Source organism: Streptomyces sp. NBC_01288 (assembly GCF_035982055.1).
Taxonomy (GTDB): Bacteria; Actinomycetota; Actinomycetes; order Streptomycetales; family Streptomycetaceae; genus Streptomyces.
Window position 1 is genome coordinate 7,625,524 of sequence record NZ_CP108427.1, and the last position, 25,044, is coordinate 7,650,567.

The following is a 25,044-nucleotide window of genomic DNA, read 5'->3' on the forward strand; positions in this document are numbered from 1 at the left end:
AGGAGACGTACCGTTGGCCCCCGTTCCGCCCCCGGCAGGGACCCGCACCCTCGACCGGGCCCGCTGCCAAGCGAAGGCGCACCCTTCCGCCCTGGACGCGGCGCTCGCCGCCGCGGTGCTCGTCTGCATGGTCGCCGGATCCTTCGTCGACCCCCACGGGGACAACGGTGTGAGCTGGGGCCTCCGCACCCCCGCCCCCCTCAGCCTGATCCTGATGGCGGTCGGCGCCGCCGCGCTGGTCAAACGCCGCCGCGCCCCCATGCTGGTGCTCGCCGTCACCGCCACCGCCTCCCTCATCGAGAGCGTCACCAGCGACCCCCGCGCCCCGGTCGCGATGTCCGCCGTGGTCGCCCTGTTCACCGTCGCCGTCACCACCGACCGCTCGACGACCTGGCGCGTCGCCCTGCTCACGATGACCGTGCTGACAGGCGCCGCGATGCTCGGCGGCCCCCTCCCTTGGTACGCCCAGGAGAACCTCGGCATCTTCGCCTGGACCGGCATGGCGGCCGCCGCCGGCGACGCCGTACGCAGCCGTAAGGAATTCGTGCACGCCATACGCGAGCGCGCCGAACGGGCCGAACGCACCCGCGAGGAGGAGGCCCGCCGCCGGGTCGCCGAGGAACGCCTCCGCATCGCCCGCGACCTGCACGACGTGGTCGCGCACCACATCGCCCTGGTCAACGTCCAGGCCGGAGTCGCCGCACACGTCATGGACAAGCGCCCCGACCAGGCCAAGGAAGCCCTCGCGCACGTACGCGAGGCCAGCCGCTCCGCGCTCAACGAACTCCGGGCCACCGTCGGCCTGTTGCGCCAGTCCGGCGACCCCGAGGCCCCCACCGAACCGGCCCCGGGCCTCGACCGCCTCGAAGAACTCGCCGGCACCTTCCGCAGCGCCGGCCTCCAGGTCGAGGTCGCCCGCGCGGACAACGGCACCACGCTCCCCGCAGCCGTGGACCTGGCCGCGTACCGCGTCATCCAGGAAGCCCTCACCAACGTGCAGAAACACGCCGGTACGGAGGCGAAGGCCGAGGTGAGTGTCGTCCGCGTGGGCCCGAACGTGGAGGTCACCGTCCTCGACAACGGCTCCGGCGAGGACCACGACCCCGACTCCGGCGGCGGGCACGGCCTGCTCGGCATGCGCGAGCGCGTCACCGCCCTGCGCGGCACCCTCACCACCGGTCCCCGGTACGGAGGCGGCTTCCGCGTGCATGCGATCCTGCCGGTCAAGACCCGCCCACGCGCCTCGGGGGACCCCGTATGACGACGATCCGTGTCCTGCTCGCCGACGACCAGGCCCTGCTGCGCAGCGCCTTCCGCGTACTCGTCGACTCCGAGCCCGACATGGAGGTCGTGGGAGAGGCTTCGGACGGCGCACAGGCCGTACGACTGGCGAAGGAGGAGCGGGTCGACGTCGTGCTGATGGACATCCGGATGCCCGGCACGGACGGCCTCGCCGCGACCCGCATGATCAGCGCCGACCCGTCGCTCGCCCACGTCCGCGTGGTCATACTGACGACCTTCGAGGTCGACGACTACGTGGTCCAGTCCCTGCGCGCGGGCGCGTCCGGCTTCCTCGGCAAGGGCTCGGAACCGGAGGAACTCCTCAGCGCGATCAGGGTCGCGGCGGCCGGAGAGGCACTGCTATCCCCGGTGGCGACCAAGGGCCTGATCGCCCGCTTCCTCGCCCAGGGCGGCGACCTGGACGATGACCGTGACCCGGCCCGAGCCGAACGCCTCGACGCCCTCACCGTCCGCGAACGCGAGGTCCTCGTCCAGGTGGCCGGCGGCCTCTCGAACGACGAGATCGCCGAGCGCCTGGAGGTCAGCCCCCTGACGGTGAAGACCCACGTCAACCGCGCCATGTCCAAACTGGGCGCCCGCGACCGGGCCCAACTCGTCGTCATCGCCTACGAGTCGGGCCTGGTCCGGCCGCGGGTGGAATAGCCCGGTACGGCTACGGCTACGGCAGCGCCAGCATCCGCTCCAGCGCCAGCTTGGCGAACGCCTCCGTCTCCTTGTCCACCTCGATGCGGTTGACCAGGTTGCCCTCGGCGAGGGACTCCAGGGTCCAGACCAGGTGGGGGAGGTCGATGCGGTTCATGGTCGAGCAGAAGCAGACCGTCTTGTCGAGGAAGACGATCTCCTTGCCCTCGGGGGCGAAACGGTTCGCGAGCCGTCGTACGAGATTCAGCTCGGTGCCGATGGCCCACTTGGAACCGGCCGGGGCCGCCTCAAGTGCCTTGATGATGTACTCGGTTGAGCCGACGTAGTCCGCCGCGCTCACGACCTCGTGCTTGCACTCGGGGTGCACGAGGACGTTGACACCCGGGATCCGGGCCCGCACGTCCTCCACCGACTCCAGCGAGAAGCGGCCGTGCACGGAGCAGTGGCCGCGCCACAGGATCATCTTCGCGGCCCTCAACTGCTCAACGGTGAGGCCCCCGTTGGGCTTGTGCGGGTTGTAGAGCACGCAGTCGTCGAGGCTCAGGCCGAGGTCGCGGACCGCCGTGTTGCGGCCCAGGTGCTGGTCCGGCAGGAACAGGACCTTCTCGCCCTGCTCGAAGGCCCACTCAAGGGCCCGCTCGGCGTTCGACGAGGTACAGATCGTGCCGCCGTGCTTGCCCGTGAACGCCTTGATGTCGGCGGACGAGTTCATGTACGACACGGGCACGACCTGCTCGGCTGTCCCGGCCTCGGTCAGCACGTCCCAGCACTCGGCGACCTGCTCGGCGGTGGCCATGTCGGCCATCGAGCAGCCGGCCGCGAGATCGGGGAGGACGACCTTCTGGTCGTCGCCGGTGAGGATGTCCGCGGACTCCGCCATGAAGTGCACACCGCAGAACACGATGTACTCGGCCTCCGGGCGCGCGGCCGCGTCCCGGGCCAGCTTGAAGGAGTCACCCGTGACGTCGGCGAACTGGATGACCTCGTCGCGCTGGTAGTGGTGGCCGAGCACGAAGACCTTGTCGCCGAGCTTCTCCTTGGCCGCGCGGGCCCGCTCGACCAGGTCCGGGTCGGACGGCGAGGGCAGGTCACCGGGGCACTCGACGCCGCGCTCGCTGCTCGGGTCGGCCTCACGGCCGAGGAGAAGCAGGGCGAGGGGCGTCGGCTGAACGTCGAGCTCCTGGGTCTGGGCGGTGGTCACGACACGCACCCTTTCTGTTCTGCGGGCCGGGCCGCCCTGATGGGAGGACGGCCCTTTTCGTCGAATTGACGTTATCTATCATAACCGCTTCACGTCAGTTTGACGATGGCCATAGCGTCGATGTGACATCAATCCCGGGACGCACTCGGCGAGGGACCTTGCGGGTGTGTGCGAGCATGGAAGAGAGAGCAGAAGAGGTACAGGCGAAAAGAACGCCGCCCGGCCCGGAATGAATCCGCGGCCACGCCGGTTGAAATGTCGGCAAGCAGTCTCCGTACAACCCGGGAGAGATGTAGATGTCCGTATCGGACGAGACCAGCACCGTCACCGACGGCATCCTTCTGTCCGACGCCGCCGCGGCGAAGGTCAAGGCCCTGCTCGACCAGGAAGGCCGTGAGGATCTGGCTCTGCGTGTCGCCGTCCAGCCCGGCGGCTGCTCCGGCCTGCGTTACCAGCTCTTCTTCGACGAGCGCTCCCTGGACGGCGATGTCGTCAAGGACTTCGGCGGTGTCAAGGTCGTCACCGACCGTATGAGCGCCCCGTACCTGGGCGGCGCCTCCATCGACTTCGTCGACACCATCGAGAAGCAGGGCTTCACGATCGACAACCCGAACGCGACGGGTTCCTGCGCCTGTGGCGACTCGTTCAGCTAAGCCCGGCTCAAGCCCCACTGGGGGCGACTGAGCAGAACGAAGGCGGCGGCCCCCTCCGACAGGGCCGCCGCCTTCGGGCTTTTCCGGAGCCCGTGGGGTCGTTACTGCTGCGGTTACTGCTGCGGTCGTCGCTACCGGGCGAGTGAGGGTCCTGCCCCCACCTCGACCTTCTTCTCCACGGGGATCTTCGTGCCGTCCGCCCCCACGACCGTCCGGTCACCGACCGGCGCCTTCAACTGCACGGTCTGGTGGTAGATCTTGGCGATCATGACGCAGATCTTGTTCGGCCAGGGCGTGTCCGTCACCGTGACCGTCACCTTGTCCGAACTCTCCACGGCCGACGCCTTGTAGTCCGCGCACACCCCGCCGGTGAAGGCCACGGTGAGGCTCTTCCCGTCGGCCGTGTAACCGTCCGCCTTGATGTCGTGCGGCGCCGCGGTGGACGTCGAACTCGCCGTAGGGGTGGGTGTGTTGGCCGAGGCCAGGTACTTCGGGTCGATCGCCGGATACGTCAGCGTGAAGCTGTCCTGCCCGCCCGGCTGCCGCGCCTCGAACAACCAGGACGGCACCAGCATCTGCTGCCCGTTCACGGAGTGCACGGCGAGCCCGAACACCGCGTGCTCGACGGTGGTCGACGCCTGCGTGGGCGTAGCGGCGGGGGAAGCGGTCGACGAGGTCGACGACCCGCAGGGCGCCTCCAGCCGGTCCTTCAGCGGTACGGGGCTGGCGCAACCGCCGATGCCCATGCGGTGGTCGGACTTCGGCGCCGCGTTCATCAGGTCGAGCGTCTTCTGGGCACTCAGCACGGGATAGACGTCACCCTTCATCGGCGCCGCCAAGTCCCCGCTCCCGCCGACCACTTCACCCTGGGCACTGACGGTCAGCCCGGTGGTCCACCCGTACGTCGGCAGCCCGCCGATCACCGGCTGGGCGTTCACCACCCGCTGCGCGCCCATGAGTTGGCTCGCGTCGACCTTCGCGTCGTCCTGGCCGACGGCCTTGAGGATCGGGGCGGCGGCCTTCTCGGCCACGGACGCGCTCACCGGGTCGGTGGCCGAAGTGCCGGGATCGTGCGTGCACTTGAGGGTGCCGCCGGTGCAGTCGTCGGTGCCGGGCGCGTAGCGGCTGAAGGTCCACATGCCCGGCGCCGCCTTGTTCACCTGAAGGCTGGGCCCGGTACCGTCCTGCCCGCCCACCTTCCAGAGCTGCCCCTCGGCGACCGGCGTCCCCACGACCCCGAGCGCCTTCGCGAGCCGGCTCACCGCGTCCTTGCCGACCTCGCCCTCCGGCGGGTACACGGCGGCGGAGTCCGGCCCGTCGGGCAGACTCCCCACGGCCCGATACGTCTCCCCGTACGGATTCGGCTCCCCGGACGCGATCCCACTCGTACCGCCGGAGGAGTACCCGTCGAGCGCGAGCGGCGGCGGGGTCCCGTCGGCGCCGGACGCCGCGGACCCCGTCCCTTCCGCCGAACCCCCGGACCCGGACGAGGACGACGCCAGATACGCCCCGCCCCCTCCGACGAGCAGCACGGCGGCGGCCACGGAGGCGATGACGAGGGGCGACCTGGATCGGGCGGGGCGCCGGTCGTCGTCGGTTTCGGGGGAGTGGTCGTGCAGGGAGAGTTCGGTGTCGGCGGCGGTTGCGACGGGCTGCTCCAGGTGGGCGGCCTCGGGGGGTGTGGGGTCGGCGGCTTCCGGTCGGTCGTCCGCCTCGGCGTCGGATGCCGCGAGGCTGACTTCTTCAGGTCGGTCCGCCTCGGCGTCGGATGCCGAGAGTTCGACATCTTCCGGCCGCTCGGCTTCCGTGTCCGACCCCGTCGGCTCGACTTCTTCCGCTGCTTCCGAGGGGTCGGCTTCTACGCCGGATGCCGTGGACCCCGTCTCGTCCGGCCGACCGGTACCGGCCTCCGCGTCGGGCGCCGTAGATCCAGTCTTTTCCCCACTGCCGGTCTCGGCACCGGTCACTTCCCCGCCGGCCCCGGTGTCGTCGACCTCGGGCCCCTTCGCGGAGCCCTTCGCGGCGTCCCCCACGCCCCGCACGTCACCGGACGTGCCGGTCGTGTCGTCGTTGTCGGGTCGCTCGGTGTTCACCGCATCGCTCCTTCGGCTGCGCAACTGTCCCATGACCCTGACCCGGCCCTGTCAAAGGGGCAGGCAGAAGGGTCGTATCCCGCATCCCCTTTACGGGGGACAGCGATGGGACGCAGCGGGGGAGCGCACGGTTCCCCCGAGCGCGCCGATCCTGCCGAACGACTCCGCTCAGTTGCCGTACTCCGACATACCGTCCAGCAGCCGGGCCGACGTCGACGGCACGGTCACCCCGTGGATGAGCGCCGGGGACACCGGGTGGGTGACGATCCGGTCGGGAACCGTCCAGTGGGGAGCCATCCGGGCGCAGTCGCCGCGCAGCGACGCGAGATCGGCCTCGCCCTCGCCTTCGAGATGGACCGGAACGTGAACGGGAAAGTGAACCGGAACGGGGCCGTCGACCTTGAGGTTCGTCATAGCGGCACCGTAGGCACGCTCGACCTCGCGAAGAAAGATCTACTATCGGGTAGTTTTGGCACCTTCAGAGCCGCCGTGCGGACCGGGTAGCGTGAAGTGTCAACGCAGCCTCCCTCAGGAGAGTCCTCGCCGTGCGCATCGCAGTCACCGGCTCCATCGCCACTGACCACCTCATGACCTTCCCCGGCCGCTTCGCCGACCAGCTGGTCGCGGACCAGCTGCACACGGTGTCGCTCTCCTTCCTGGTCGACAACCTCGACGTACGCCGGGGAGGTGTCGGCGCCAACATCGCCTTCGGCATGGGCCAGCTCGGCACCGCGCCGATCCTGGTCGGCGCCGCCGGCTCCGACTTCGCCGAGTACCGCGACTGGCTCGACCGGCACGGCGTCGACACCGGCTCGGTGCGTATCTCCGAGACGCTGCACACCGCCCGTTTCGTGTGCACCACCGACGCCGACCACAACCAGATCGGCTCCTTCTACACCGGTGCCATGAGCGAGGCCCGGCAGATCGAGCTGAAGACCGTCGCCGACCGCGTGGGCGGCCTCGACCTGGTCCTGATCGGCGCGGACGACCCCGAGGCGATGCTCCGCCACACGGAGGAGTGCCGTACCCGTTCCATCCCCTTCGCCGCGGACTTCTCCCAGCAGATCGCGCGCATGGAGGGCGACGACATCCGCATCCTGCTGGACGGGGCGGCGTACCTCTTCTCGAACGAGTACGAGAAGGGACTCATCGAGTCCAAGACCGGCTGGAGCGACGAGGAGATCCTGTCCAAGGTCGGCCACCGTGTCACCACGCTCGGCCCGCGCGGTGTCCGTATCGAGAGCGTCGGTATGGACCCGATCGAGGTCGGCTGCGCGGAGGAGGAGCGCAAGGCCGACCCCACGGGTGTCGGCGACGCGTTCCGGGCGGGGTTCCTCTCGGGGCTGGCGTGGGGGGTTTCGCTGGAGCGGGCGGCGCAGGTCGGTTGCATGCTGGCGACTCTCGTCATCGAGACGGTGGGTACGCAGGAGTATCAGCTGCGGCGGGTGCACTTCATGGACCGGTTCACCAAGGCGTATGGGCATGACGCGGCGGGTGAGGTTCGGGGTTACCTGGGCTGATTCGTCGGGTGCGGGTGCGGGTGCGTGGGGGCTGGTCGCGCAGTTCCCCGCGCCCCTTAAGGGCGCTCAACTTACCCGGCGGATCACGTACGCCGGGCCCTCCTCTTCCCCCACGTACTCCTGGCCCCGCATCTCGCACCAAGCCGGGATGTCCAGCCGTGCCGCCTCGTCGTCGGACAGGACCCTGACCGTGCCACCCACCGGCACATCTCCGATGACTTTCGCCAGCTCGATCACCGGGATCGGGCAGCGCTTGCCGAGGGCGTTCACGACGAGCGAGTCGTCTTCTACGAGGGTCACCGGCGCCTGCGCTCCCAGCTTCTCCCGTACTCCCGTCACCACCCCCGGGAGTACGGCGAGAAAGCGCTCGACGTCCTCCTCCACCGCCCCCCTCGGCAACGACACCCGCACATTTCCCTCACTCAGTACGCCCATCGCCTTCAGCACATGGCTGGGTGTCAGCGTGCTGCTCGTGCAGGACGAGCCGGAGGAGACGGAGAAACCGGCGCGGTCGAGTTCGTGGAGGAGGGTCTCGCCGTCGACGTAGAGACAGGAGAAGGTGACGATCCCGGGCAGCCGCCGCACCGGATCGCCGACCACATCCACCCCCGGCACCAGCTTCGGTACCCGGGCCCGGATCCGCTCCGTCAGTTCCCGCAGCCGTAGCGCCTCCTGGGCCGCTTCCGCGCGGACCGCGCGGAGGGAGGCGGCCGCGGCCACCACGGCGGGGATGTTCTCGAAGCCGGCGGCGCGGCCCGACTCCCGTTCGTCCACGGGGCGTTGGGGCGCGAAGCGCGCGCCCTTGCGTACCGCCAGCAGGCCGACGCCGGCCGGGCCGCCCCACTTGTGCGCGCTGGCCGCGAGCAGCGACCACGCGCCCTCGACCGGACCCCAGCCCAGCGACTGCGCCGCGTCGACCAGCAACGGCACCCCGACCGCCCGGCATGCCTCGGCCACCTCGGCGACCGGCTGCACGGTCCCCACCTCGTGGTTGGCCGACTGGAGGCAGGCCAGCGCGGTGTCCGAGCGGAGGGAGTCGGCGTAGGCCGCCACGCTCACCGCACCCGTACGGTCCACCGGCACCTCGGTCGACGAACCGCCCTCCGCGACCAGTGCCTCGGCCGAATGGAGCACGGAAGAGTGTTCAACCGCTGACACGATCAGGTGACGCCCGACGCGCCGCCGCCCCGCCAACGCCCCCGCGATCCCCGTGTGTACGGCCCGCGTCCCGGAGGACGTGAAGACGAGTTCATCGGCCCTGCACCCGACAGCCTCGGCGGCCGCCTCACGGGCAGCGTCCAGCAGCAATCGCGCCTTACGCCCTTCCCGATACAGCCGAGCAGGATCCGCCCACCCGTCGTCGAGAGACGCCAACAGCGCCTGCCGCGCGACGGGATGGAGAGGAGCGGAAGAGGCAGCATCAAAGTAGGACACACGCCAACGTTAGAACGAGGGGCACGTTACGAAGGGGCGCGGGACTGTGACATAGCGGCTCCGCCGCGGGGCGCGACAAGCCACAACGCATCCCGCACTCGCCCAAACCACCTCAACCCCCGAGCTATTAGGCGCCCGGAGTAAACCCCGGCGCGTATGCCACCCTCCCCGCGAACCCCCGGAGGGCGTCGGCTAGGGTTTGGTCCGCATAAACATCCAAACCCCTGCCCGACGCAGGGCGGCGACCGACCCGCGTGAAGGCAGGCCGCAGCCAATCCGCGCGGGCGAGACTCTCGGGAAGGCGCTACGTGAGTCCCAACGGCTCCGACCGCTCGCCGCGGCGCCCGATGCGGCGGAAGCTGCTGCAGGCAATGACTGCGGGCCTGGTCCTGGCGACCGCGACCGGTTGCACATCCAAGGACTTTCCTCGCCTTGGTTTCCCCACCCCGACCACGGAGGAGGGTCCGCGGATCCTCTCCCTGTGGCAGGGGTCCTGGGCCGCCGCGCTGGCCGTCGGCATCCTGGTGTGGGGCCTGATCATGTGGAGCGTCGTGTTCCACCGGCGCAGCCGCACCAAGGTCGAGATCCCCCCGCAGACCCGTTACAACATGCCTATTGAGGCGCTGTACACGGTTGTTCCGCTCATCATCGTCTCGGTGTTGTTCTACTTCACCGCCCGCGACGAGACGAAGCTCCTGAGCCTCGACAAGAAGCCCGACGTGACGGTCAACGTCGTGGGCTTCCAGTGGAGCTGGGGCTTCAACTACATCGAGAACGTCGACGGTGTCAGCGGCGACGCGACGACCGACAAGAACCTGGCGGCCATTCCGGACCGGTTCAAGAAGGAGTTCCCGGCGAACGCCGGCGGAGTCTACGACGTCGGTACGCCCGCCACGAAGAACCCGCAGACGGGCAACCCGGGCCCGACCCTCTGGCTCCCCAAGGGCGAGACGGTCCGCTTCGTCCTCACCTCACGGGACGTCATCCACGACTTCTGGGTGGTGCCGTTCCTGATGAAGATGGACGTCGTCCCGGGCCACACCAACTCCTTCCAGGTGACCCCCAACAAGGAGGGCACCTACCTCGGCAAGTGCGCCGAGCTCTGCGGCGTCGACCACTCCCGGATGCTGTTCAACGTGAAGGTCGTCTCGCCGGAGCGTTACCAGCAGCACCTCAAGGACCTCGCCAAGAAGGGGCAGACCGGTTACATCCCCGCTGGCATCGCGCAGACGAGCCACGAGAAGAACCGGGAGACGAACAACCTGTGAGCATCCTCAACGAACCTCAGGGTGCCGCGGCGGCGGAGTCCCATTACGCGGACGAGCTGCCGGTAAGGCGCAAGCAACCCGGTAACGTCGTGATCAAGTGGCTCACCACCACCGACCACAAGACGATCGGCACGCTGTATCTGGTCACGTCGTTCGCGTTCTTCCTGATCGGCGGCGTCATGGCGCTGCTGATGCGCGCCGAGCTGGCCCGGCCGGGTCTCCAGATCCTGTCGAACGAGCAGTTCAACCAGGCGTTCACGATGCACGGCACGATCATGCTGCTGATGTTCGCGACGCCGCTGTTCGCCGGTTTCACGAACTGGATCATGCCGCTCCAGATCGGCGCGCCCGACGTGGCGTTCCCGCGGCTGAACATGTTCGCCTACTGGCTCTACCTGTTCGGCTCGACCATCGCGGTCGGGGGCTTCCTCACCCCGCAGGGCGCGGCGGACTTCGGCTGGTTCGCGTACAGCCCGCTGTCGGACGCGGTCCGTTCGCCGGGTATCGGCGCCGACATGTGGATCATGGGTCTGGCCTTCTCCGGCTTCGGCACGATCCTCGGTGCGGTCAACTTCATCACCACGATCATCTGCATGCGTGCACCGGGCATGACGATGTTCCGCATGCCGATCTTCGTGTGGAACGTGCTGCTCACCGCCGTACTCGTTCTGCTGGCCTTCCCGGTCCTCGCCGCCGCGCTCTTCGCGCTGGAGGCGGATCGGAAATTCGGGGCACACGTCTTCGACGCCGCCAACGGCGGTGCGTTGCTGTGGCAGCACCTCTTCTGGTTCTTCGGCCATCCAGAGGTGTACATCATCGCCCTGCCGTTCTTCGGCATCATCTCCGAGGTCATCCCGGTCTTCTCCCGCAAGCCGATGTTCGGCTACATGGGACTGGTCGCGGCCACGATCTCCATCGCCGGCCTCTCCGTGACCGTGTGGGCCCACCACATGTACGTCACCGGCGGAGTCCTGCTGCCGTTCTTCTCCTTCATGACGTTCCTCATCGCCGTACCGACCGGCGTGAAGTTCTTCAACTGGATCGGAACGATGTGGAAGGGGTCCCTGAGTTTCGAGACCCCCATGCTCTGGGCCACCGGCTTCCTGATCACCTTCACCTTCGGTGGTCTGACCGGTGTCATCCTGGCCTCGCCGCCGATGGACTTCCACGTCTCGGACTCGTACTTCGTCGTCGCCCACTTCCACTACGTGGTGTTCGGCACGGTCGTGTTCGCGATGTTCTCCGGCTTCCACTTCTGGTGGCCGAAGATGACCGGCAAGATGCTCGACGAGCGCCTCGGCAAGATCACCTTCTGGACGCTGTTCATCGGCTTCCACGGCACCTTCCTGGTCCAGCACTGGCTGGGTGCCGAGGGCATGCCGCGTCGTTACGCCGACTATCTGGCGCAGGACGGCTTCACCGCCCTGAACACGATCTCGACGATCAGCTCCTTCCTGCTCGGCCTGTCGATCCTGCCGTTCCTCTACAACGTGTGGAAGACGGCCAAGTACGGCAAGAAGGTCGAGGTCGACGACCCGTGGGGCTACGGCCGTTCGCTCGAATGGGCGACGTCCTGCCCGCCACCGCGGCACAACTTCCTCACCCTGCCGCGGATCCGCAGCGAATCCCCGGCGTTCGACCTGCACCACCCGGAGATCGCCGCTCTCGACCAGCTTGAGAACGCGCATCACGGCGACAAGGCCCTCACTGGCGGCAAGGAGGCGGGCAAGTGAAGGTCCAGGGCAGGATGTTCATGTGGCTGGCCGTCTTCGTGCTCGCCACGGCGATCGTCTACGGCGTCTGGTCCAAGGAGGCGGCCGGTACCACGGCCCTCTTCATGGCCTTCGGCCTGTGCATCATGGTCGGCTTCTACCTGGGCTTCACCGCCCGGCGGATCGACACGCTCGCGCAGGACAACAAGGAGGCCGACGTCGCGGACGAGGCCGGCGAGGTGGGCTTCTTCAGCCCGCACAGCTGGCAGCCCCTCGCCCTCGGTGTCGGTGGCGCACTGGCCTTCCTGTCGATCGCGATCGGCTGGTGGCTGCTGTACTTCTCCGCCCCGATCATCATGATCGGCCTGTACGGCTGGGTCTTCGAGTACTACCGCGGTGAAGACCGCACCCAGTAGCACGCGCAGAGCCCTCACGAGCCCGGACACTCCGTCAGGAGGGTCCGGGCTCGTGCTTTTGCCGCAACGCCGGTCCCTCGTCCGAGTGACCCACCGCGCCGGGGCTGACGAAGCTTCATAACCTCGGCTCATGAGCCACTCTCCGCGCACCCGCACCGTCGTCAGCTGCACCCTGCTGGTGATCTCCCTCGGCGCGGGCGTCACCGCCTGCGGGTCCGACGGCGGCAACCCGCTGTCGGCCAAGCCGTACGACGCGGCGGGGCAGATCTCCTTCAACGGCCCGTCCGGCAAGGGCAAGAAGGTCGACCCCGACAAGCCCCTGGCCGTCACCGCCTCCGGTGACGACGGGCGCATCACGGACGTCACCGCCATGGACGCCACGGGACGCTACGTCACGGGCGAACTCGCCGCCGACGGCACTCGCTGGCACAGCACCTCCCCGCTGGCCGCCAACGCCCACTACACGGTCCGGGTGAGCACGGAGGACGAGGACGGCGCCCCCGGCCGCAAGGTCCTCACCTTCGACACCAGCAAGCCGACGGCCAAGAAGAGCCTGACGGTGAAGTTCGGGCCGGACGCGGGCCAGTACGGCGTCGGACAGCCGATCACCGCCGAACTGAACATGCCCGTCAAGGACAAGGCACAGCGGGCCATCGTGGAACGCGCCCTGAGGGTGGACTCCGTACCCGCCGTGGAGGGCGCCTGGCACTGGGTGGACGACAAGGAACTCCACTACCGCCCCAAGGACTACTGGCCCGCCCACGCCACCGTCCAGGTGCGCAGCAACCTCGACGGCGTGAAGATCAGCGACCGCCTGTGGGGCGGCAGTTCAAAGGGCCTCAAGCTCACCACGGGCGACAAGATCGTCGCCGTCACGGACGCCGCGTCCCACGAGATGACGGTCTACAGGAACGGCGAGGAGATCAACGAGATCCCCGTCACCACCGGCAAGCCCGGCTTCGAGACCCGAAACGGCGTCAAGGTCGTCCTGGGCAAGGAGTACTTCGTACGGATGCGCGGAACCACCGTCGGCATCTCCGAGGGCTCCTCGGACTCGTACGACCTCCCCGTCTACTACGCGACCCGCGTCACCTGGAGCGGCGAGTACGTCCACGCCGCCCCCTGGTCCGTGGGCTCCCAGGGCTCCGCGAACGTCAGCCACGGCTGCACCGGCATGAGCACCAGCAACGCCGAGTGGTTCTTCGACACCATCCACGAGGGCGACGTGGTCAAGGTCGTCAACTCCAACGGCGACGACATGGAACCCTTCGGCAACGGCTTCGGCGACTGGAACCTCGGCTGGAAGAACTGGCGAGGCGGCAGCGCACTGGTGGGCGGAACGCCGGATGGGCCTCGGCCGGAGGATGCGGCACGGCTCCGCCCTGAGTCCGTGTGAGACGCGCCCCAAAGGGGCGCGGGGCTGTGACATTTGCGGCTCCGCCGCGTGGGCGCGAGCAACCACAACCGGCCCGCAGCCGCGAAACTGCGGGCCGCCCCGAGCTACTAGGCGCTCAAGGCCCGCTTCTCACGCAACAGAGAGGCAAGAGTGGCCGCGAACTCAACGGGGTCCACAGGCAAGGTCACAGCAGCCTCCGCACGGCTCCACGTGGCGAGCCACGCATCCTGAGGCCGCCCGATCAACACCAGCACCGGCGGGCAGTTGAAGACCTCGTCCTTCACCTGGCGGCACAGTCCCATGCCCCCCATCGGCGAGGACTCCCCGTCGAACACACAGACGTCGATCCCACCCCGGTCCAGCTCCTTCAAAGCCGCCGCGGGCGTAGCGCACTCAAGGAACTCGACCAACGGCACATCGGACGCCGGCCGCTTGCCGGAGGCCAACCGCACCTGCTCGCGGGTGTTGGAGTCATCGCTGTAGACCAGCACCGTGGCGGTCGCCTGCATTCTTCCTCCCAAGGTCCGTTGCGCGGATGCTACTCCCTTGAACACCCCGTCAACACCTGTTGGAACACCCCTGCGATGGGCCATACGGGCAGTACACACGCTGCGAACACTCCGAACGGCACCCCCCGGAGTGAGGGCGGGATAAGCGACCGACATAATGTCGGTCGTGGCGACAGCAACGACAGTAGAAACCGGGCACGCGCACCCGTCGGTCAACCGACCGAACCTCACCAGCGTCGGAACCATCATCTGGCTGAGTTCCGAGCTGATGTTCTTCGCGGCCCTCTTCGCGATGTACTTCACCCTGCGATCGGTGACCGGTCCGGACCACTGGAAGGAGATGGCGAGCCATCTCAACATTCCATTCTCCGCGACCAACACCACGATCCTGGTGCTCTCCTCCCTCACCTGCCAGCTCGGCGTCTTCGCCGCCGAGCGCGGGGACGTGAAGAAGCTCCGGGGCTGGTTCATCATCACGTTCGTGATGGGTGCGATCTTCATCGGCGGTCAGATCTTCGAGTACACGGAGCTGGTGAAGAAGGACGGCATCTCGCTGTCCTCCGACCCGTACGGCTCGGTGTTCTACCTGACCACCGGGTTCCACGGCATGCACGTGACGGGCGGCCTCATCGCCTTCCTGTTCGTCCTCGGACGTACCTACGCGGCGAAGAGGTTCACTCACGAACAGGCGACCGCGGCCATCGTCGTGTCCTACTACTGGCACTTCGTCGATGTCGTCTGGATCGGCCTCTTCGCCACGATCTACTTGATCAAGTAGTCGGGCCCGATCCCGCGCGCAGCCAAGAAGCGCACATTCCAGAAGCATCGACGCAGAAGATCCTGACACCGGGGTAATCCGTGAAAAAGCTCTCCACACGACGACGCCATCCGCTGGCGGCGGTCGTCGTACTCCTCCTCGCGCTGGCGGTATCCGGGGGGGTGTTCAGCTTCCTCGCCCCCGCGGGCAAGGCGCAGGCCGACGAGTCCGCTCAGTCCCTCGCCATCGACGAGGGCAAGAAGCTGTTCGCCGTCGGCTGTGCAAGCTGCCACGGCACCGGCGGTCAGGGCAGTTCCGACGGTCCGAGCCTGGTGGGTGTCGGCGCCGCGGCGGTCGACTTCCAGGTCGGCACCGGCCGGATGCCGGCGCAGCAGCCGGGTGCTCAGATCCCGGCCAAGAAGGTCATCTACTCCCAGGCCGAGATCGACCAGCTCGCGGCGTACATCGCCTCGCTGGGCGCCGGTCCGGTCATCCCGACGAAGAACGAGTACGGGCCCGCCGGTTCGGACATCGCCAAGGGTGGCGAGCTGTTCCGCACCAACTGCGCCCAGTGCCACAACTTCACCGGGAAGGGCGGCGCGCTGACGCACGGCAAGTTCGCGCCGAGCCTCGAAGGCGTTGCCCCGAAGCACATCTACGAGGCCATGCAGACCGGCCCGCAGAACATGCCTTCCTTCCCCGACACCACGCTGTCGTCGAAGAACAAGAAGGACATCATCGCGTACCTCAACGCGGTCAACGGCGACAACACCGAGAGCCCCGGCGGGCTTGAGCTGGGTGGTCTCGGTCCGGTCAGTGAGGGTCTCTTCGCCTGGATCTTCGGTCTGGGCGTGCTGATCGCGGTAGCCGTCTGGGTCGCCGCTCGGACCGCAAAGGCCAAGAAGTCATGAGTAGCCAAGACATTCCAGAAGAGAACCTGCCCGCTGAGCAGGACGCGCACGGCGCGGTGTCGGTCGCGGACGAGCAGGACCCGTTCGCCGACCCGGGACTCCCGCCCCACGAGCACCGTGTCCAGGACATCGACGAGCGGGCCGCCAAGCGGTCCGAGCGCGTCGTCGCCTTCCTGTTCACGCTGTCGATGCTCCTCACGGTCGGCTTCATCGCCTCGTACGTGGCGATCCCGCACGACAAGGCGATCTTCGTCTTCCCGATCGGTCACATCAACGCGCTCAACTTCGCGCTGGGTCTGACCCTCGGCGGAGCGCTCTTCACCATCGGCGCGGGCGCGGTCCACTGGGCCCGCACCCTGATGTCCGACGTGGAGATCGCCGACGAGCGGCACGCGATCGAGGCACCCCCCGAGGTCAAGGCCAAGGTCATGGCCGACTTCAAGGACGGTGCCAAGGAGTCGGCGCTCGGCCGTCGCAAGCTGATCCGCAACACGATGTTCGGCGCGCTGGCCCTGTTCCCGCTCTCCGGCGTCATGCTGCTGCGCGACCTGGGCCCGCTGCCGGGGACGAAACTCCGCCACACCCTGTGGTCCAAGGGCAAGCTGCTCGTCAACATGAACACGAACCTGCCGCTGCGTCCCTCGGACGTGGCCGTCGGCTCGCTCACCTTCGCCAAGCCCGAGGGCCTGGAGGAGACCGACGAGGAGTTCCAGACCGAGATCGCCAAGTCGGCGCTGATGATCGTCCGGCTCCAGCCGGACAACATCAAGGACAAGCGCGAACTGGAGTGGGCGCACGAGGGCATCGTGGCCTTCTCGAAGATCTGCACCCACGTGGGCTGCCCGATCTCCCTGTACGAGCAGCAGACGCACCACGTGCTGTGCCCGTGCCACCAGTCCACCTTCGACCTCTCCGACGGTGCCCGAGTGATCTTCGGCCCGGCCGGTCACGCCCTGCCGCAGCTGCGCATCGGCGTGAGCGACGAGGGCTACCTCCAGGCGCTCGGCGACTTCGAGGAGCCCGTCGGTCCTGCATTCTGGGAGCGCGGATGAGCACCAACGAGAACAATGAGCGGCGCGACAAAGCACCGGCCGGCGAGAAGATCGCCGACTGGGCCGACGGACGGCTCGGGATCTACTCCCTCGCCAAGTCCAACATGCGCAAGATCTTCCCCGACCACTGGTCGTTCATGTTGGGTGAGGTCTGCCTCTACAGCTTCATCATCATCATCCTCACGGGTGTGTATCTGACGCTGTTCTTCCACCCGTCGATGAACGAGGTGACGTACCACGGCAGCTATGTCCCGCTCCAGGGGCAGCTGATGTCGGAGGCGTTCAACTCGACGATGCACATCTCCTTCGATGTGCGCGGCGGTCTGCTGATCCGTCAGATCCACCACTGGGCGGCGCTGATCTTCCTCGCCGCCATGTTCGTGCACATGATGCGCGTGTTCTTCACGGGTGCGTTCCGCAAGCCGCGTGAGGTCAACTGGCTGTTCGGCTTCCTGCTGTTCGTCCTGGGCATGTTCACCGGCTTCACCGGTTACTCGCTCCCGGACGACCTGCTCTCCGGCACCGGTGTCCGCTTCATGGAGGGCGCGGTCCTGTCCGTGCCGATCGTCGGCACGTACCTGTCGTTCTTCCTCTTCGGCGGCGAGTTCCCGGGCGGCGACTTCGTGTCCCGCTTCTACTCGATCCACATCCTGCTGCTGCCGGGCATCATGCTCGGCCTGGTGGTCGGCCACCTGATCCTGGTCTTCTACCACAAGCACACGCAGTTCGCGGGTCCCGGAAAGACGAACAACAACGTCGTCGGCATGCCGCTGCTGCCGGTCTACATGGCCAAGGCCGGAGGCTTCTTCTTCCTGGTCTTCGGTGTCATCGCGGCCGTCTCGGCGATCGCCTCGATCAACCCGATCTGGACCATGGGCCCGTACCGTCCGGACATGGTGTCCACGGGCGCCCAGCCCGACTGGTACATGGGCTTCTCCGAGGGCCTGATCCGTGTCATGCCTGGCTGGGAGATCAACTTCTGGGGTCACACGCTCGTCCTGGGCGTGTTCATCCCGCTGATCGTCTTCCCGCTGGTCCTGGTCGCGATCGCGGTCTACCCGTTCATCGAGTCCTGGGTCACCGGCGACAAGCGCGAGCACCACATCCTGGACCGCCCGCGCAACGTCCCGACCCGTACGGCCTTCGGCGTCGCGTGGATCTCCTGGTACTTCGTCCTGCTCATCGGTGGCGGCAACGACATCTGGGCCACGCACTTCCACCTGTCGATCAACTCGATCACCTGGTTCGTGCGCGTCGGCTTCTTCGTGGTGCCGGTGCTGGTCTTCATCGCCACCAAGCGGGTCTGCCTCGGCCTCCAGCGCCGCGACCGGGACAAGGTGCTGCACGGCCGCGAGTCGGGCATCATCAAGCGCCTGCCGCACGGTGAGTTCGTCGAGATCCACGAGCCGCTCAGTCAGGACGCGCTGCACACGCTCACCGCGCACGAGCAGTACGAGCCGGCCGCGATCGGTGCGACCGTCGACGACAACGGCGTCGAGCGCAAGGTGAAGGGCTCCCAGAAGCTGCGCGCCAAGCTGAGCGAGGCGTACTACGGCGAGGAGTCCCAGATCCCCAAGCCCACCGTCGAGGAGTACAAGGAGATCACGAGCGGCCACGGCCACCACTGATCGCTGAGGCGTCGCCACGCCACAGTCGAAGGGCCCCGTCCGAACACCGGACGGGGCCCTTCGCCGTGCCCCGCGCTGGATAGGGTGGGGACGCCTATTAAAACCAAGTTTCTACGACACTCAGGAGCGGCCGTATGAGCGCTGTGACCCCCGCTGGAGGCGACACCGCGGCGGCCCGTTCCTGGCCCGACGTACTGAGCGCGCTGCTGGCCGGACAGGACCTGAGCACCGCCGACACGGCGTGGGCGATGGACCGCATCATGAGCGGCGAGGCGGCGGACGCCCAGATCGCGGGCTTCCTGGTGGCGCTGCGGGCCAAGGGCGAGACCGTCGAGGAGATCAACGGCCTCGTCGAGACGATGTACGCCCACGCGAAGCCGCTGGACATCCCGGGGCCGGCCGTCGACATCGTCGGTACGGGCGGCGACCGGGCCAAGACGGTCAACATCTCGACGATGTCCGCCATCGTGATCGCCGGCACCGGCGCGAAGGTCGTCAAGCACGGCAACCGCGCCTCGTCCTCGGCGAGCGGTTCCTCCGACGTGCTGGAGCGGCTCGGCATCAACCTGGAGCTGTCGCCCGAGCGGGTCGCGCAGGTGGTGGAGGAGGCCGGGATCACGTTCTGCTTCGCGGCCAAGTTCCACCCCACGATGCGGTTCGCGGGCGCGGTCCGGCGGGACCTGGGGGTGCCGACCGCGTTCAACCTCCTCGGCCCGCTCACCAACCCGGCCAGGGTCACCTCGTCGGCGGTCGGCTGCTTCGACACCCGCATGGCCGGGCTCATCGCGGGCGTGCTGGCCGAACGCGGCTCCTCCGCGCTGGTGTTCCGCGGCGACGACGGCCTCGACGAGCTGACGACCACGGCCACCTCCCGGGTGTGGATCGTCCGCGACGGCAAGGTCACCGAGGAGTCCTTCGACCCGCGGGACGTCGGCCTCGAACTGGTCCCCGTGGAAGCCCTGCGCGGCGCCGACCCCGAGTACAACGCGGGCGTCGCCCGCCGTCTCCTGGACGGCGAGACGGGCCCCGTAAGGGACGCCGTACTCCTGAACTCGGCGGCGGCCCTGGTGGCGCTGGAGGCCGGGGACGGGCCGCTGGTGGACCGGATCCGGGCCGGGATGGAGAAGGCGCGGGAGTCGATCGACTCGGGGGCGGCCAAGCGCACGCTGGAGCGCTGGGCCGCCGCCAGCAACGCATAGCGGTACGGCGGTCGTCGTCCCGCGATCCGGACACGGGTTGCGGGACGACGATCACCTCGCGTAAGTTTTCCGACCAGGTCATGAGTGACAGTCATGAGGCCCCGGCCGACTGTCCGGCAACCCTCCGTCCGTGGCGGGGTGCCCCGGGTGAAGACCAGGCCGTAGGCAGCGAGGTCTGCGGCAAGCGCGGGCCCCTCGAAAGACACCAGGGGTCCTGGTCATCGAGGGAGCTCTCTGTGAGCAAGCGAATGCGATAGGGCGCGAAGCCCCCACTCCGCACATCCCCCTTCACCCTTTCCTGCGCCGAAGCCATGCCCCCTCGCGCAGTGAATTCGCCTGCCTCTCACGGGAGTTCGCCATGTCTGTCTCCACTGTTGCCGCCGCCCAGACCATTTGTGCCCAGCTGCCCGTTCTCGGCCGGGATGTCACCGTCCCGCTCGTCACGGGCGGCGAAGTCACCTACGCGGCGCTCGACTACGCGGCCAGCGCCCCCGCCCTCCAGCGCGTCTGGGACGACGTGGCGGCCTACGCCCCGTACTACGGCAGCGTGCACCGAGGCGCCGGTTACCTCTCGCAGCTCTCCACCGACCTGTTCGAGAACGCCCGCAGGACGGTCGAGGAGTTCCTGGACTGCCGCGCCGACGACCAGCTGATCTTCACCCGCTCCACCACGGACTCCCTGAACCTCCTCGCCGCCGCCCTCCCGGCCGACTGCCAGGTCTTCGTCTTCGAGACCGAGCACCACGCGTCCTTGCTCCCGTGGAAGGACGCCCGGGTCACCTACCTCAACGCCCCGCGCACCCCGGGCCAGGCGGTCGAGACCCTGGAGCAGGCACTCGCCGCCCGCGACCCTCAGGGCCCGGCCCTGGTCTGCGTCACCGGCGCCTCGAACGTCACCGGCGAACTGTGGCCCGTACGGGAGTTGGCGGCCGCGGCTCACGCCCACGGCGCCCGTATCGTCCTGGACGCCGCCCAACTCGCCCCGCACCACCCGGTGTCCGTCCAGGACCTCGACGTCGACTGGATCGCCTTCTCCGGCCACAAGCTCTACGCCCCCTTCGGCTCGGGCGTCCTGGCCGGCCGCGCGGACTGGCTCCAGGCGGCCGACCCCTACCTCGCGGGCGGCGGCGCCAGCCGCAAGGTCACCCGGCGCGAGGACGGGGGAGTGGACGTGGAGTGGCACGACAGCGCGGCCCGGCACGAGGCCGGTTCCCCGAACGTCATCGGCGCCTACTCCATCGCCTCGGCCTGCAAGGCACTGACGGAGGCGGGCTTCGACACGCTGGTCGCCCGAGAGCAGCACCTGATCGAGAAGGTGCGCGCGGGCCTGGCAGAGGTTCCGGAGGTGCGCGTCTTGTCGTTGTTCGGCGACGACGCCCCCCGGGTGGGCGTGATCTCCTTCGTGGTCGACGGCTGGAACAGCTCCCACTTCGCCGCCGCCCTCTCCGCGGAGTACGGCATCGGAGTCCGAGACGGCCTCTTCTGCGCCCACCCGCTGGTCCGCACCCTGCTGGGGTCCGACCCGCAGACCCAGGGCGAGTGCGGCGCCCCCGAGGCGGCCCCGGGTGAAAAGTCCCTCAACGCGATCCGGGTCAGCTTCGGCGCGGGCACCCCGGACGAGCACGTCGAGCGGTTCGTGACGGCGGTACGGGAGCTCGTGACCGACGGCGCGAAGTGGAACTACCGTACGCAGGACGGCCGTTGCGTACCGGCCGTGTGACCGTCCAGGGGCGGGGACACCACCTGGGGTGAGCTGAGCGGCGGCGGCCGAAGGCTTGGGCGAGCCGCTGGGCGAGGCGGTCGTACGGCGTGTGCCGCGTCTCCTCGGCGGCAGGTCCGTCCACTCGTACGAGGAGGGGTTCGTCCTCGTACCCGGTACGCGGATCCGTCGCTGGGCGGACGTGACGCACTGGCGTTCCATCAGGGACATGAGCTTCAGACGAGACGAGCAGCGTCGAGCACGGTTTCGCCGTCGACGAGTGGCAGACCACGGAGACGGACGAGGAGCGCCCCGGGAACCAGTGGACACGTCCGTCGCCGACCATGTTCGGCAGCGGGTGGCGGACGACCAGGTGCTCTCGATACTGGACCGGCTCAACGCGATCCGGGTGAGCCTCGGCGCGGGAACGCCGGACGAGCACGTCGAGCGTTTCGTAGACGCGGTACGCGAACTGGTGACTAAGGGCGCCGAGTGGACCTACCACACGGAGAACGGCCGCTGCGTCCCGGCGGTGTGATCTCGACTGACGTCAGGGGCGTGCCCTGAAGGGGCGCGAGGAACTGCGCGACCAGCCACGACGAACCGGTCACCCGCAAACGATCCGCGCCCCCACCCCACTAGGCGCTCATCTCAAGAGTCCAGCCCGATCGCGAACGCCGCCTCAAGGTCATGCTGCGAGTACGTCCGGAACGCCACGTGCGTATCCGTCCCCTCGACCCCGGGGATCTTGCTGATCCGCCCAGGGATCACCTCGGCCAGGTCCTCGTGCTGCCGCACCCGAACCATCGCGATCAAGTCATACGTACCGGTGACGGAGAAGACCTCGCTCACGGATTCGAGCGCGGCGATCGACTCGGCGATCTCCGGAATCCGGTCCACGCTGGTCTTGATGAGGACGATCGCGGTGATCACGGCTGGTTCTCTCCCTCGGGGACCGTTACTGGGGCGGGCCCAACTCTAGTCGTACGACCGAATCGCACCCACGCGTAACCGAAGCCCAGCGTGAAGCCCACCAAGTGGGCGAGGTACGCCACCCCGGGCCCCTGCGCCGCCTGGCCCGCCGCCAGCCACTGGAGGGCCGCCCAGAACGGCAGCACGACCCACGCGGGGAACCGCAGCGGCAGGAAGAAGAGGAAGGGGAGGAGACTCGTCACGCGGGCCCGGGGGAACAAGTACAGGAACGCCCCGAGGACCGCCGAGATCGCCCCGGACGCGCCGACCAGCGACTGCTCGGAGTCGGCGTTGGCCACCGCGTAGCCCAGCAGCGCCAGGTAGCCGCAGACGACGTAGAACAGGGTGAACTCGACCCGGCCAAGCCGTTCCTCGGTCATCGCTCCGAAGACGTAGAGGAAGAGCATGTTGCCGAGGAGATGGATCCAGCTGCCGTGGATGAAGAGGGCCGTGACCGGGGTCAGGGCCTCCCGGGCGGGGCTGCCGAACAGGTCGGCCGGGACCACGCCCCAGCGGCGGAAGTACGCCCGCTGCGCGGCGAGCAGCGCGTCCCCGGTGCCGTAGGACGGGACGAAGCCCGAGGCCGGGCCGAGGACGAAGATCAGGCAGCACAGGCCGATCAGGGTGTACGTCATGGGCGTCGAGGTGCCGCGGAACGGCCTGGTGAGTGCCGAGCCCCAGTTGCTGATCATGGTTACAGAGCATGACGTAACGGGATGCAACGGGACAGGGTGAATCGCCGCTGTGGACGGCCGAGCGGCGAGTACCCGCCAGGCCGTAGGGTTACGAGCCACACTCGCCGGGGAAACCGGCGATCACGGAAACTGGAACGAGAAGGAAGCGGACAGCCACGATGACGGTTCCCCTGCCGACTGCCTCCACGCGGTGGCGCTGCACCCTCTGCGGCAACCTCACGCGCTTCGACGTGACGCGTTCGTCGAAGGTCGTGGAGTACCTCCACCTGGACCTGGCGGGTGAGCCGAAGGTGGAGGAGCGCGAGGTGGTCAGTGAGACCATCGAGTCGGTGCGCTGCCGCTGGTGCAACGCCATGGACCAGGTGGAACTCGTGGACAGGCCGGGCGCCGCCTCCTGAGAGGGAGAGGCCCCGCACAGACATTGGGGTGTGAGGATGGTGGAGAACTCAGGCGGGGGGCCGGGCGACGGCGCCGCCGAGGTGCTCGACCGTCCGCTGCCCGACGGCGTGCGGAGAAGAGTCGTACAGATCGTCTCTGACGCCTTCGGCGGCCTCACCGTCGCCGAACTGCCCGCGCAGCTACGACAGTACGCCCGCTTCGCCCCCAACCGGCGCGCCAAGTTCGCCGGGAACGCGATGGCCGCCGCTCTGGAGACCGATCCGCTGTTCCGGCAGCGGATCGGGGAGAAGCTGAGAGAGGCCCAGTCGGAGCTCGCCGGAGCTCTCGACTCCGGCTCGCCGCCCCCGGCCGCGGATCCGCTCGACGTGGCGGCCGCGGCCTATGTTCTGCGCCCCGCCGGCTGGGTGAAACTCGTGACCGCCGCCGGCGAGGAGGCGCTGCGTGCCGACGCCGAGCGCGCCGACGAGGAGAGCCGGGCCGAACTGGAGCGGCTGCGCGAGGAGTTGGCGCAGGCGCGGGACGCGACCAGGGCCGACACCGAGCGGCTGCGCACCGAGCTGGACGCGGCGAAGAAGGAAGCGGACTCGCTGCACCGCAAGCTGCGCGCCGCCCACAGTGACGTCAAACGCGGCGAGGCCGCCCTGCGCAAGCTGCGTGCCGAGACGGACGCGGCGCGCGCCGAGAGCCAGGTCCAGGTGTCCGCCGCCGAGAGCGAGGGCCGCCGCCTCAAGGTGCGGCTGGGCGAGGCGGAGGCGGCCCTGGAGGCCACCCGCAAGGCCGCCCGCGAGGGCCGCAGCGTCGAGGACATGCGGGTACGGCTGCTGCTCGACACCGTGCTGGACGCGGCCCAGGGGCTGCGGAGGGAACTGGCTCTGCCGCCGGTCTCCGTACGGCCCGCCGAGACCGTCGACGCGGTCGAACCGGGACGAATGACCCCGAAGGACATCGCGGCGCGGGCGTTGTCGGACAACGACCCGGCGATCCTTGACCAGTTGCTCGCGCTGCCGCAGGCGCACCTGGTCGTCGACGGCTACAACGTCACCAAGACCGGCTATCCCCAAATGCCCCTGGAGAAGCAGCGGTTGAGGCTGCTGGGGCAGCTCTCGCAGCTCGCCGCGCAGACCGGCGCCGAGGTCACCTGTGTCTTCGACGGGGCCGAGCTGGCCGCGCCCGTGCTGCTCGCGCCGCCGCGCGGAGTGCGGGTGCTGTTCTCCAAACCCGGCGTCACCGCCGACGAGTTGATCCGCCGGCTGGTGCGCGCCGAGCCGCCGGGCCGGCCCGTCATCGTCGCGTCGACCGACCGCGAGGTGGCCGACGGCATCGCGAAGGCGGGCGCCCGGCCCGTCGCTTCTGCGGTACTCCTCAAGCGACTGTCGTGAAGGTCAACGTACAGGTTTAATGCCGGAATTGACCGAACCGTCACGCAACGTAGCGTCAATCGGCCATCACTGCACGTTGGTTATGTGCAAAGAATGCTTTGAGTGACAGCATTTTTTCGTGTGAGGATTTGAACTGATCACAGAAACATCACTAGGGTCAGGCCTCGAACCTCCGAACGGGTGATCACTCAATAGAAGGAGCTCGAC

23 protein-coding genes, 1 pseudogene and 1 riboswitch are annotated in these 25,044 nt (G+C 68.5%); of the genes and pseudogenes, 17 read left to right on the forward strand and 7 right to left on the reverse strand.

Translation table 11 applies throughout. From position 1 onward, the window contains the following. Positions 1 to 13 precede the first annotated feature (13 nt). Positions 14 to 1,261 carry a sensor histidine kinase gene (locus OG194_RS34410; RefSeq protein WP_327404666.1) on the forward strand — a complete coding sequence of 416 codons (1,248 nt, stop codon included), beginning with the start codon at positions 14 to 16 and terminating at the stop codon, positions 1,259 to 1,261. Beyond that, positions 1,258 to 1,944 carry a response regulator transcription factor gene (locus OG194_RS34415; protein WP_327404667.1) on the forward strand — a complete coding sequence of 229 codons (687 nt, stop codon included), beginning with the start codon at positions 1,258 to 1,260 and terminating at the stop codon, positions 1,942 to 1,944. The genes OG194_RS34410 and OG194_RS34415 overlap by 4 nt, the downstream gene beginning before the upstream one ends. A 16-nt stretch (positions 1,945 to 1,960) precedes the next feature. Here the strand turns inward: OG194_RS34415 and nadA are convergent, their stop codons facing one another. After that, positions 1,961 to 3,145: a quinolinate synthase NadA gene (gene nadA / locus OG194_RS34420; RefSeq protein WP_327404668.1), complete on the reverse strand. Its 1,185-nt coding sequence runs from the start codon at positions 3,143 to 3,145 to the stop codon at positions 1,961 to 1,963. Positions 3,146 to 3,441: 296 nt separating this feature from the next. On the opposite strand from nadA, the gene OG194_RS34425 reads away from it, so the two are divergent. After that, positions 3,442 to 3,798 carry an iron-sulfur cluster assembly accessory protein gene (locus tag OG194_RS34425; RefSeq protein WP_019065032.1) on the forward strand — a complete coding sequence of 119 codons (357 nt, stop codon included), beginning with the start codon at positions 3,442 to 3,444 and terminating at the stop codon, positions 3,796 to 3,798. A gap of 131 nt (positions 3,799 to 3,929) precedes the next feature. Here OG194_RS34425 and OG194_RS34430 read toward each other — a convergent pair whose 3' ends face one another. Both OG194_RS34430 and OG194_RS34435 read right to left on the reverse strand, forming a co-directional pair. Further along, entirely contained in the window at positions 3,930 to 5,891 is a 1,962-nt protein-coding gene (locus OG194_RS34430; protein ID WP_327404669.1) for a hypothetical protein, read from the reverse strand. Between the two features lie 168 nt (positions 5,892 to 6,059). After that, the gene (locus OG194_RS34435) at positions 6,060 to 6,305 is read right to left on the reverse strand and encodes a hypothetical protein (RefSeq protein ID WP_327404670.1); all 246 of its coding nucleotides are present in this window, start codon (positions 6,303 to 6,305) and stop codon (positions 6,060 to 6,062) included. Positions 6,306 to 6,436: 131 nt separating this feature from the next. Between OG194_RS34435 and OG194_RS34440 the strand changes: the two genes are divergently transcribed. Further along, positions 6,437 to 7,411, forward strand: coding sequence for a carbohydrate kinase family protein (locus tag OG194_RS34440; RefSeq protein ID WP_327404671.1), 975 nt, complete (start codon positions 6,437 to 6,439; stop codon positions 7,409 to 7,411). 66 nt (positions 7,412 to 7,477) lie between these two features. On the opposite strand, the gene OG194_RS34445 is transcribed toward OG194_RS34440, so the two are convergent. After that, positions 7,478 to 8,845 (reverse strand): cysteine desulfurase/sulfurtransferase TusA family protein, encoded by a 1,368-nt coding sequence (locus OG194_RS34445; RefSeq protein ID WP_327404672.1) that lies wholly within the window; start codon positions 8,843 to 8,845, stop codon positions 7,478 to 7,480. A 308-nt stretch (positions 8,846 to 9,153) separates the two neighbouring features. Between OG194_RS34445 and ctaC the strand changes: the two genes are divergently transcribed. The 4 genes from ctaC to OG194_RS34465 all read left to right on the forward strand — a co-directional run bounded on the left by ctaC (position 9,154) and on the right by OG194_RS34465 (position 13,637). Further along, on the forward strand, positions 9,154 to 10,113 hold the full coding sequence (gene ctaC / locus OG194_RS34450) for an aa3-type cytochrome oxidase subunit II (RefSeq protein ID WP_033284151.1): 960 nt from the start codon (positions 9,154 to 9,156) through the stop codon (positions 10,111 to 10,113). Beyond that, entirely contained in the window at positions 10,110 to 11,846 is a 1,737-nt protein-coding gene (gene ctaD / locus OG194_RS34455) for an aa3-type cytochrome oxidase subunit I (protein WP_327404673.1), read from the forward strand. The genes ctaC and ctaD overlap by 4 nt, the downstream gene beginning before the upstream one ends. Further along, positions 11,843 to 12,241, forward strand: coding sequence for a cytochrome c oxidase subunit 4 (locus tag OG194_RS34460; protein ID WP_033284401.1), 399 nt, complete (start codon positions 11,843 to 11,845; stop codon positions 12,239 to 12,241). The genes ctaD and OG194_RS34460 overlap by 4 nt, the downstream gene beginning before the upstream one ends. A 130-nt stretch (positions 12,242 to 12,371) precedes the next feature. Beyond that, a complete protein-coding gene (locus OG194_RS34465; protein ID WP_327404674.1) occupies positions 12,372 to 13,637 on the forward strand; it encodes a L,D-transpeptidase in 1,266 nt (421 codons plus the stop codon). Positions 13,638 to 13,744: 107 nt separating this feature from the next. Here the strand turns inward: OG194_RS34465 and OG194_RS34470 are convergent, their stop codons facing one another. Further along, on the reverse strand, positions 13,745 to 14,146 hold the full coding sequence (locus tag OG194_RS34470) for a hypothetical protein (protein WP_327404675.1): 402 nt from the start codon (positions 14,144 to 14,146) through the stop codon (positions 13,745 to 13,747). Positions 14,147 to 14,303: 157 nt separating this feature from the next. Here OG194_RS34470 and ctaE point away from each other — a divergent pair, with 157 nt between their 5' ends. The 7 genes and pseudogenes from ctaE to OG194_RS34505 form a co-directional block, all read left to right on the forward strand. Continuing rightward, positions 14,304 to 14,924, forward strand: a complete 621-nt coding sequence (ctaE, locus tag OG194_RS34475) for an aa3-type cytochrome oxidase subunit III (RefSeq protein WP_019062389.1) — start codon at positions 14,304 to 14,306, stop codon at positions 14,922 to 14,924. 80 nt (positions 14,925 to 15,004) lie between these two features. Continuing rightward, entirely contained in the window at positions 15,005 to 15,814 is an 810-nt protein-coding gene (gene qcrC / locus OG194_RS34480) for a cytochrome bc1 complex diheme cytochrome c subunit (RefSeq protein WP_327404676.1), read from the forward strand. Continuing rightward, positions 15,811 to 16,866: a cytochrome bc1 complex Rieske iron-sulfur subunit gene (gene qcrA / locus OG194_RS34485; protein WP_033284405.1), complete on the forward strand. Its 1,056-nt coding sequence runs from the start codon at positions 15,811 to 15,813 to the stop codon at positions 16,864 to 16,866. The genes qcrC and qcrA overlap by 4 nt, the downstream gene beginning before the upstream one ends. Beyond that, entirely contained in the window at positions 16,863 to 18,494 is a 1,632-nt protein-coding gene (gene qcrB, locus OG194_RS34490) for a cytochrome bc1 complex cytochrome b subunit (RefSeq protein ID WP_327404677.1), read from the forward strand. The genes qcrA and qcrB overlap by 4 nt, the downstream gene beginning before the upstream one ends. Positions 18,495 to 18,628: 134 nt before the next feature. Continuing rightward, positions 18,629 to 19,693 (forward strand): anthranilate phosphoribosyltransferase, encoded by a 1,065-nt coding sequence (trpD, locus tag OG194_RS34495; protein WP_327404678.1) that lies wholly within the window; start codon positions 18,629 to 18,631, stop codon positions 19,691 to 19,693. A gap of 76 nt (positions 19,694 to 19,769) precedes the next feature. Beyond that, positions 19,770 to 19,886: riboswitch (SAM riboswitch) on the forward strand. Between the two features lie 165 nt (positions 19,887 to 20,051). Next, positions 20,052 to 21,413, forward strand: a complete 1,362-nt coding sequence (locus tag OG194_RS34500) for an aminotransferase class V-fold PLP-dependent enzyme (RefSeq protein ID WP_327404679.1) — start codon at positions 20,052 to 20,054, stop codon at positions 21,411 to 21,413. 373 nt (positions 21,414 to 21,786) lie between these two features. Further along, a pseudogene (locus tag OG194_RS34505) lies at positions 21,787 to 21,930 on the forward strand (aminotransferase class V-fold PLP-dependent enzyme); the annotation flags it as partial. 113 nt (positions 21,931 to 22,043) lie between these two features. Here OG194_RS34505 and OG194_RS34510 read toward each other — a convergent pair. Together OG194_RS34510 and OG194_RS34515 are read right to left on the reverse strand one after the other, a co-directional pair. Next, positions 22,044 to 22,325 carry an Lrp/AsnC family transcriptional regulator gene (locus tag OG194_RS34510; RefSeq protein ID WP_019062383.1) on the reverse strand — a complete coding sequence of 94 codons (282 nt, stop codon included), beginning with the start codon at positions 22,323 to 22,325 and terminating at the stop codon, positions 22,044 to 22,046. Further along, positions 22,322 to 23,056 carry a rhomboid family intramembrane serine protease gene (locus tag OG194_RS34515; protein ID WP_327404680.1) on the reverse strand — a complete coding sequence of 245 codons (735 nt, stop codon included), beginning with the start codon at positions 23,054 to 23,056 and terminating at the stop codon, positions 22,322 to 22,324. Before OG194_RS34515 ends, OG194_RS34510 begins: the two co-directional genes overlap by 4 nt. Positions 23,057 to 23,217: 161 nt before the next feature. On the opposite strand from OG194_RS34515, the gene OG194_RS34520 reads away from it, so the two are divergent. After that, entirely contained in the window at positions 23,218 to 23,457 is a 240-nt protein-coding gene (locus OG194_RS34520) for a hypothetical protein (protein ID WP_327404681.1), read from the forward strand. A 36-nt stretch (positions 23,458 to 23,493) separates the two neighbouring features. Continuing rightward, positions 23,494 to 24,837 (forward strand): NYN domain-containing protein, encoded by a 1,344-nt coding sequence (locus OG194_RS34525; protein WP_327404682.1) that lies wholly within the window; start codon positions 23,494 to 23,496, stop codon positions 24,835 to 24,837. Positions 24,838 to 25,044: the final 207 nt, after the last annotated feature.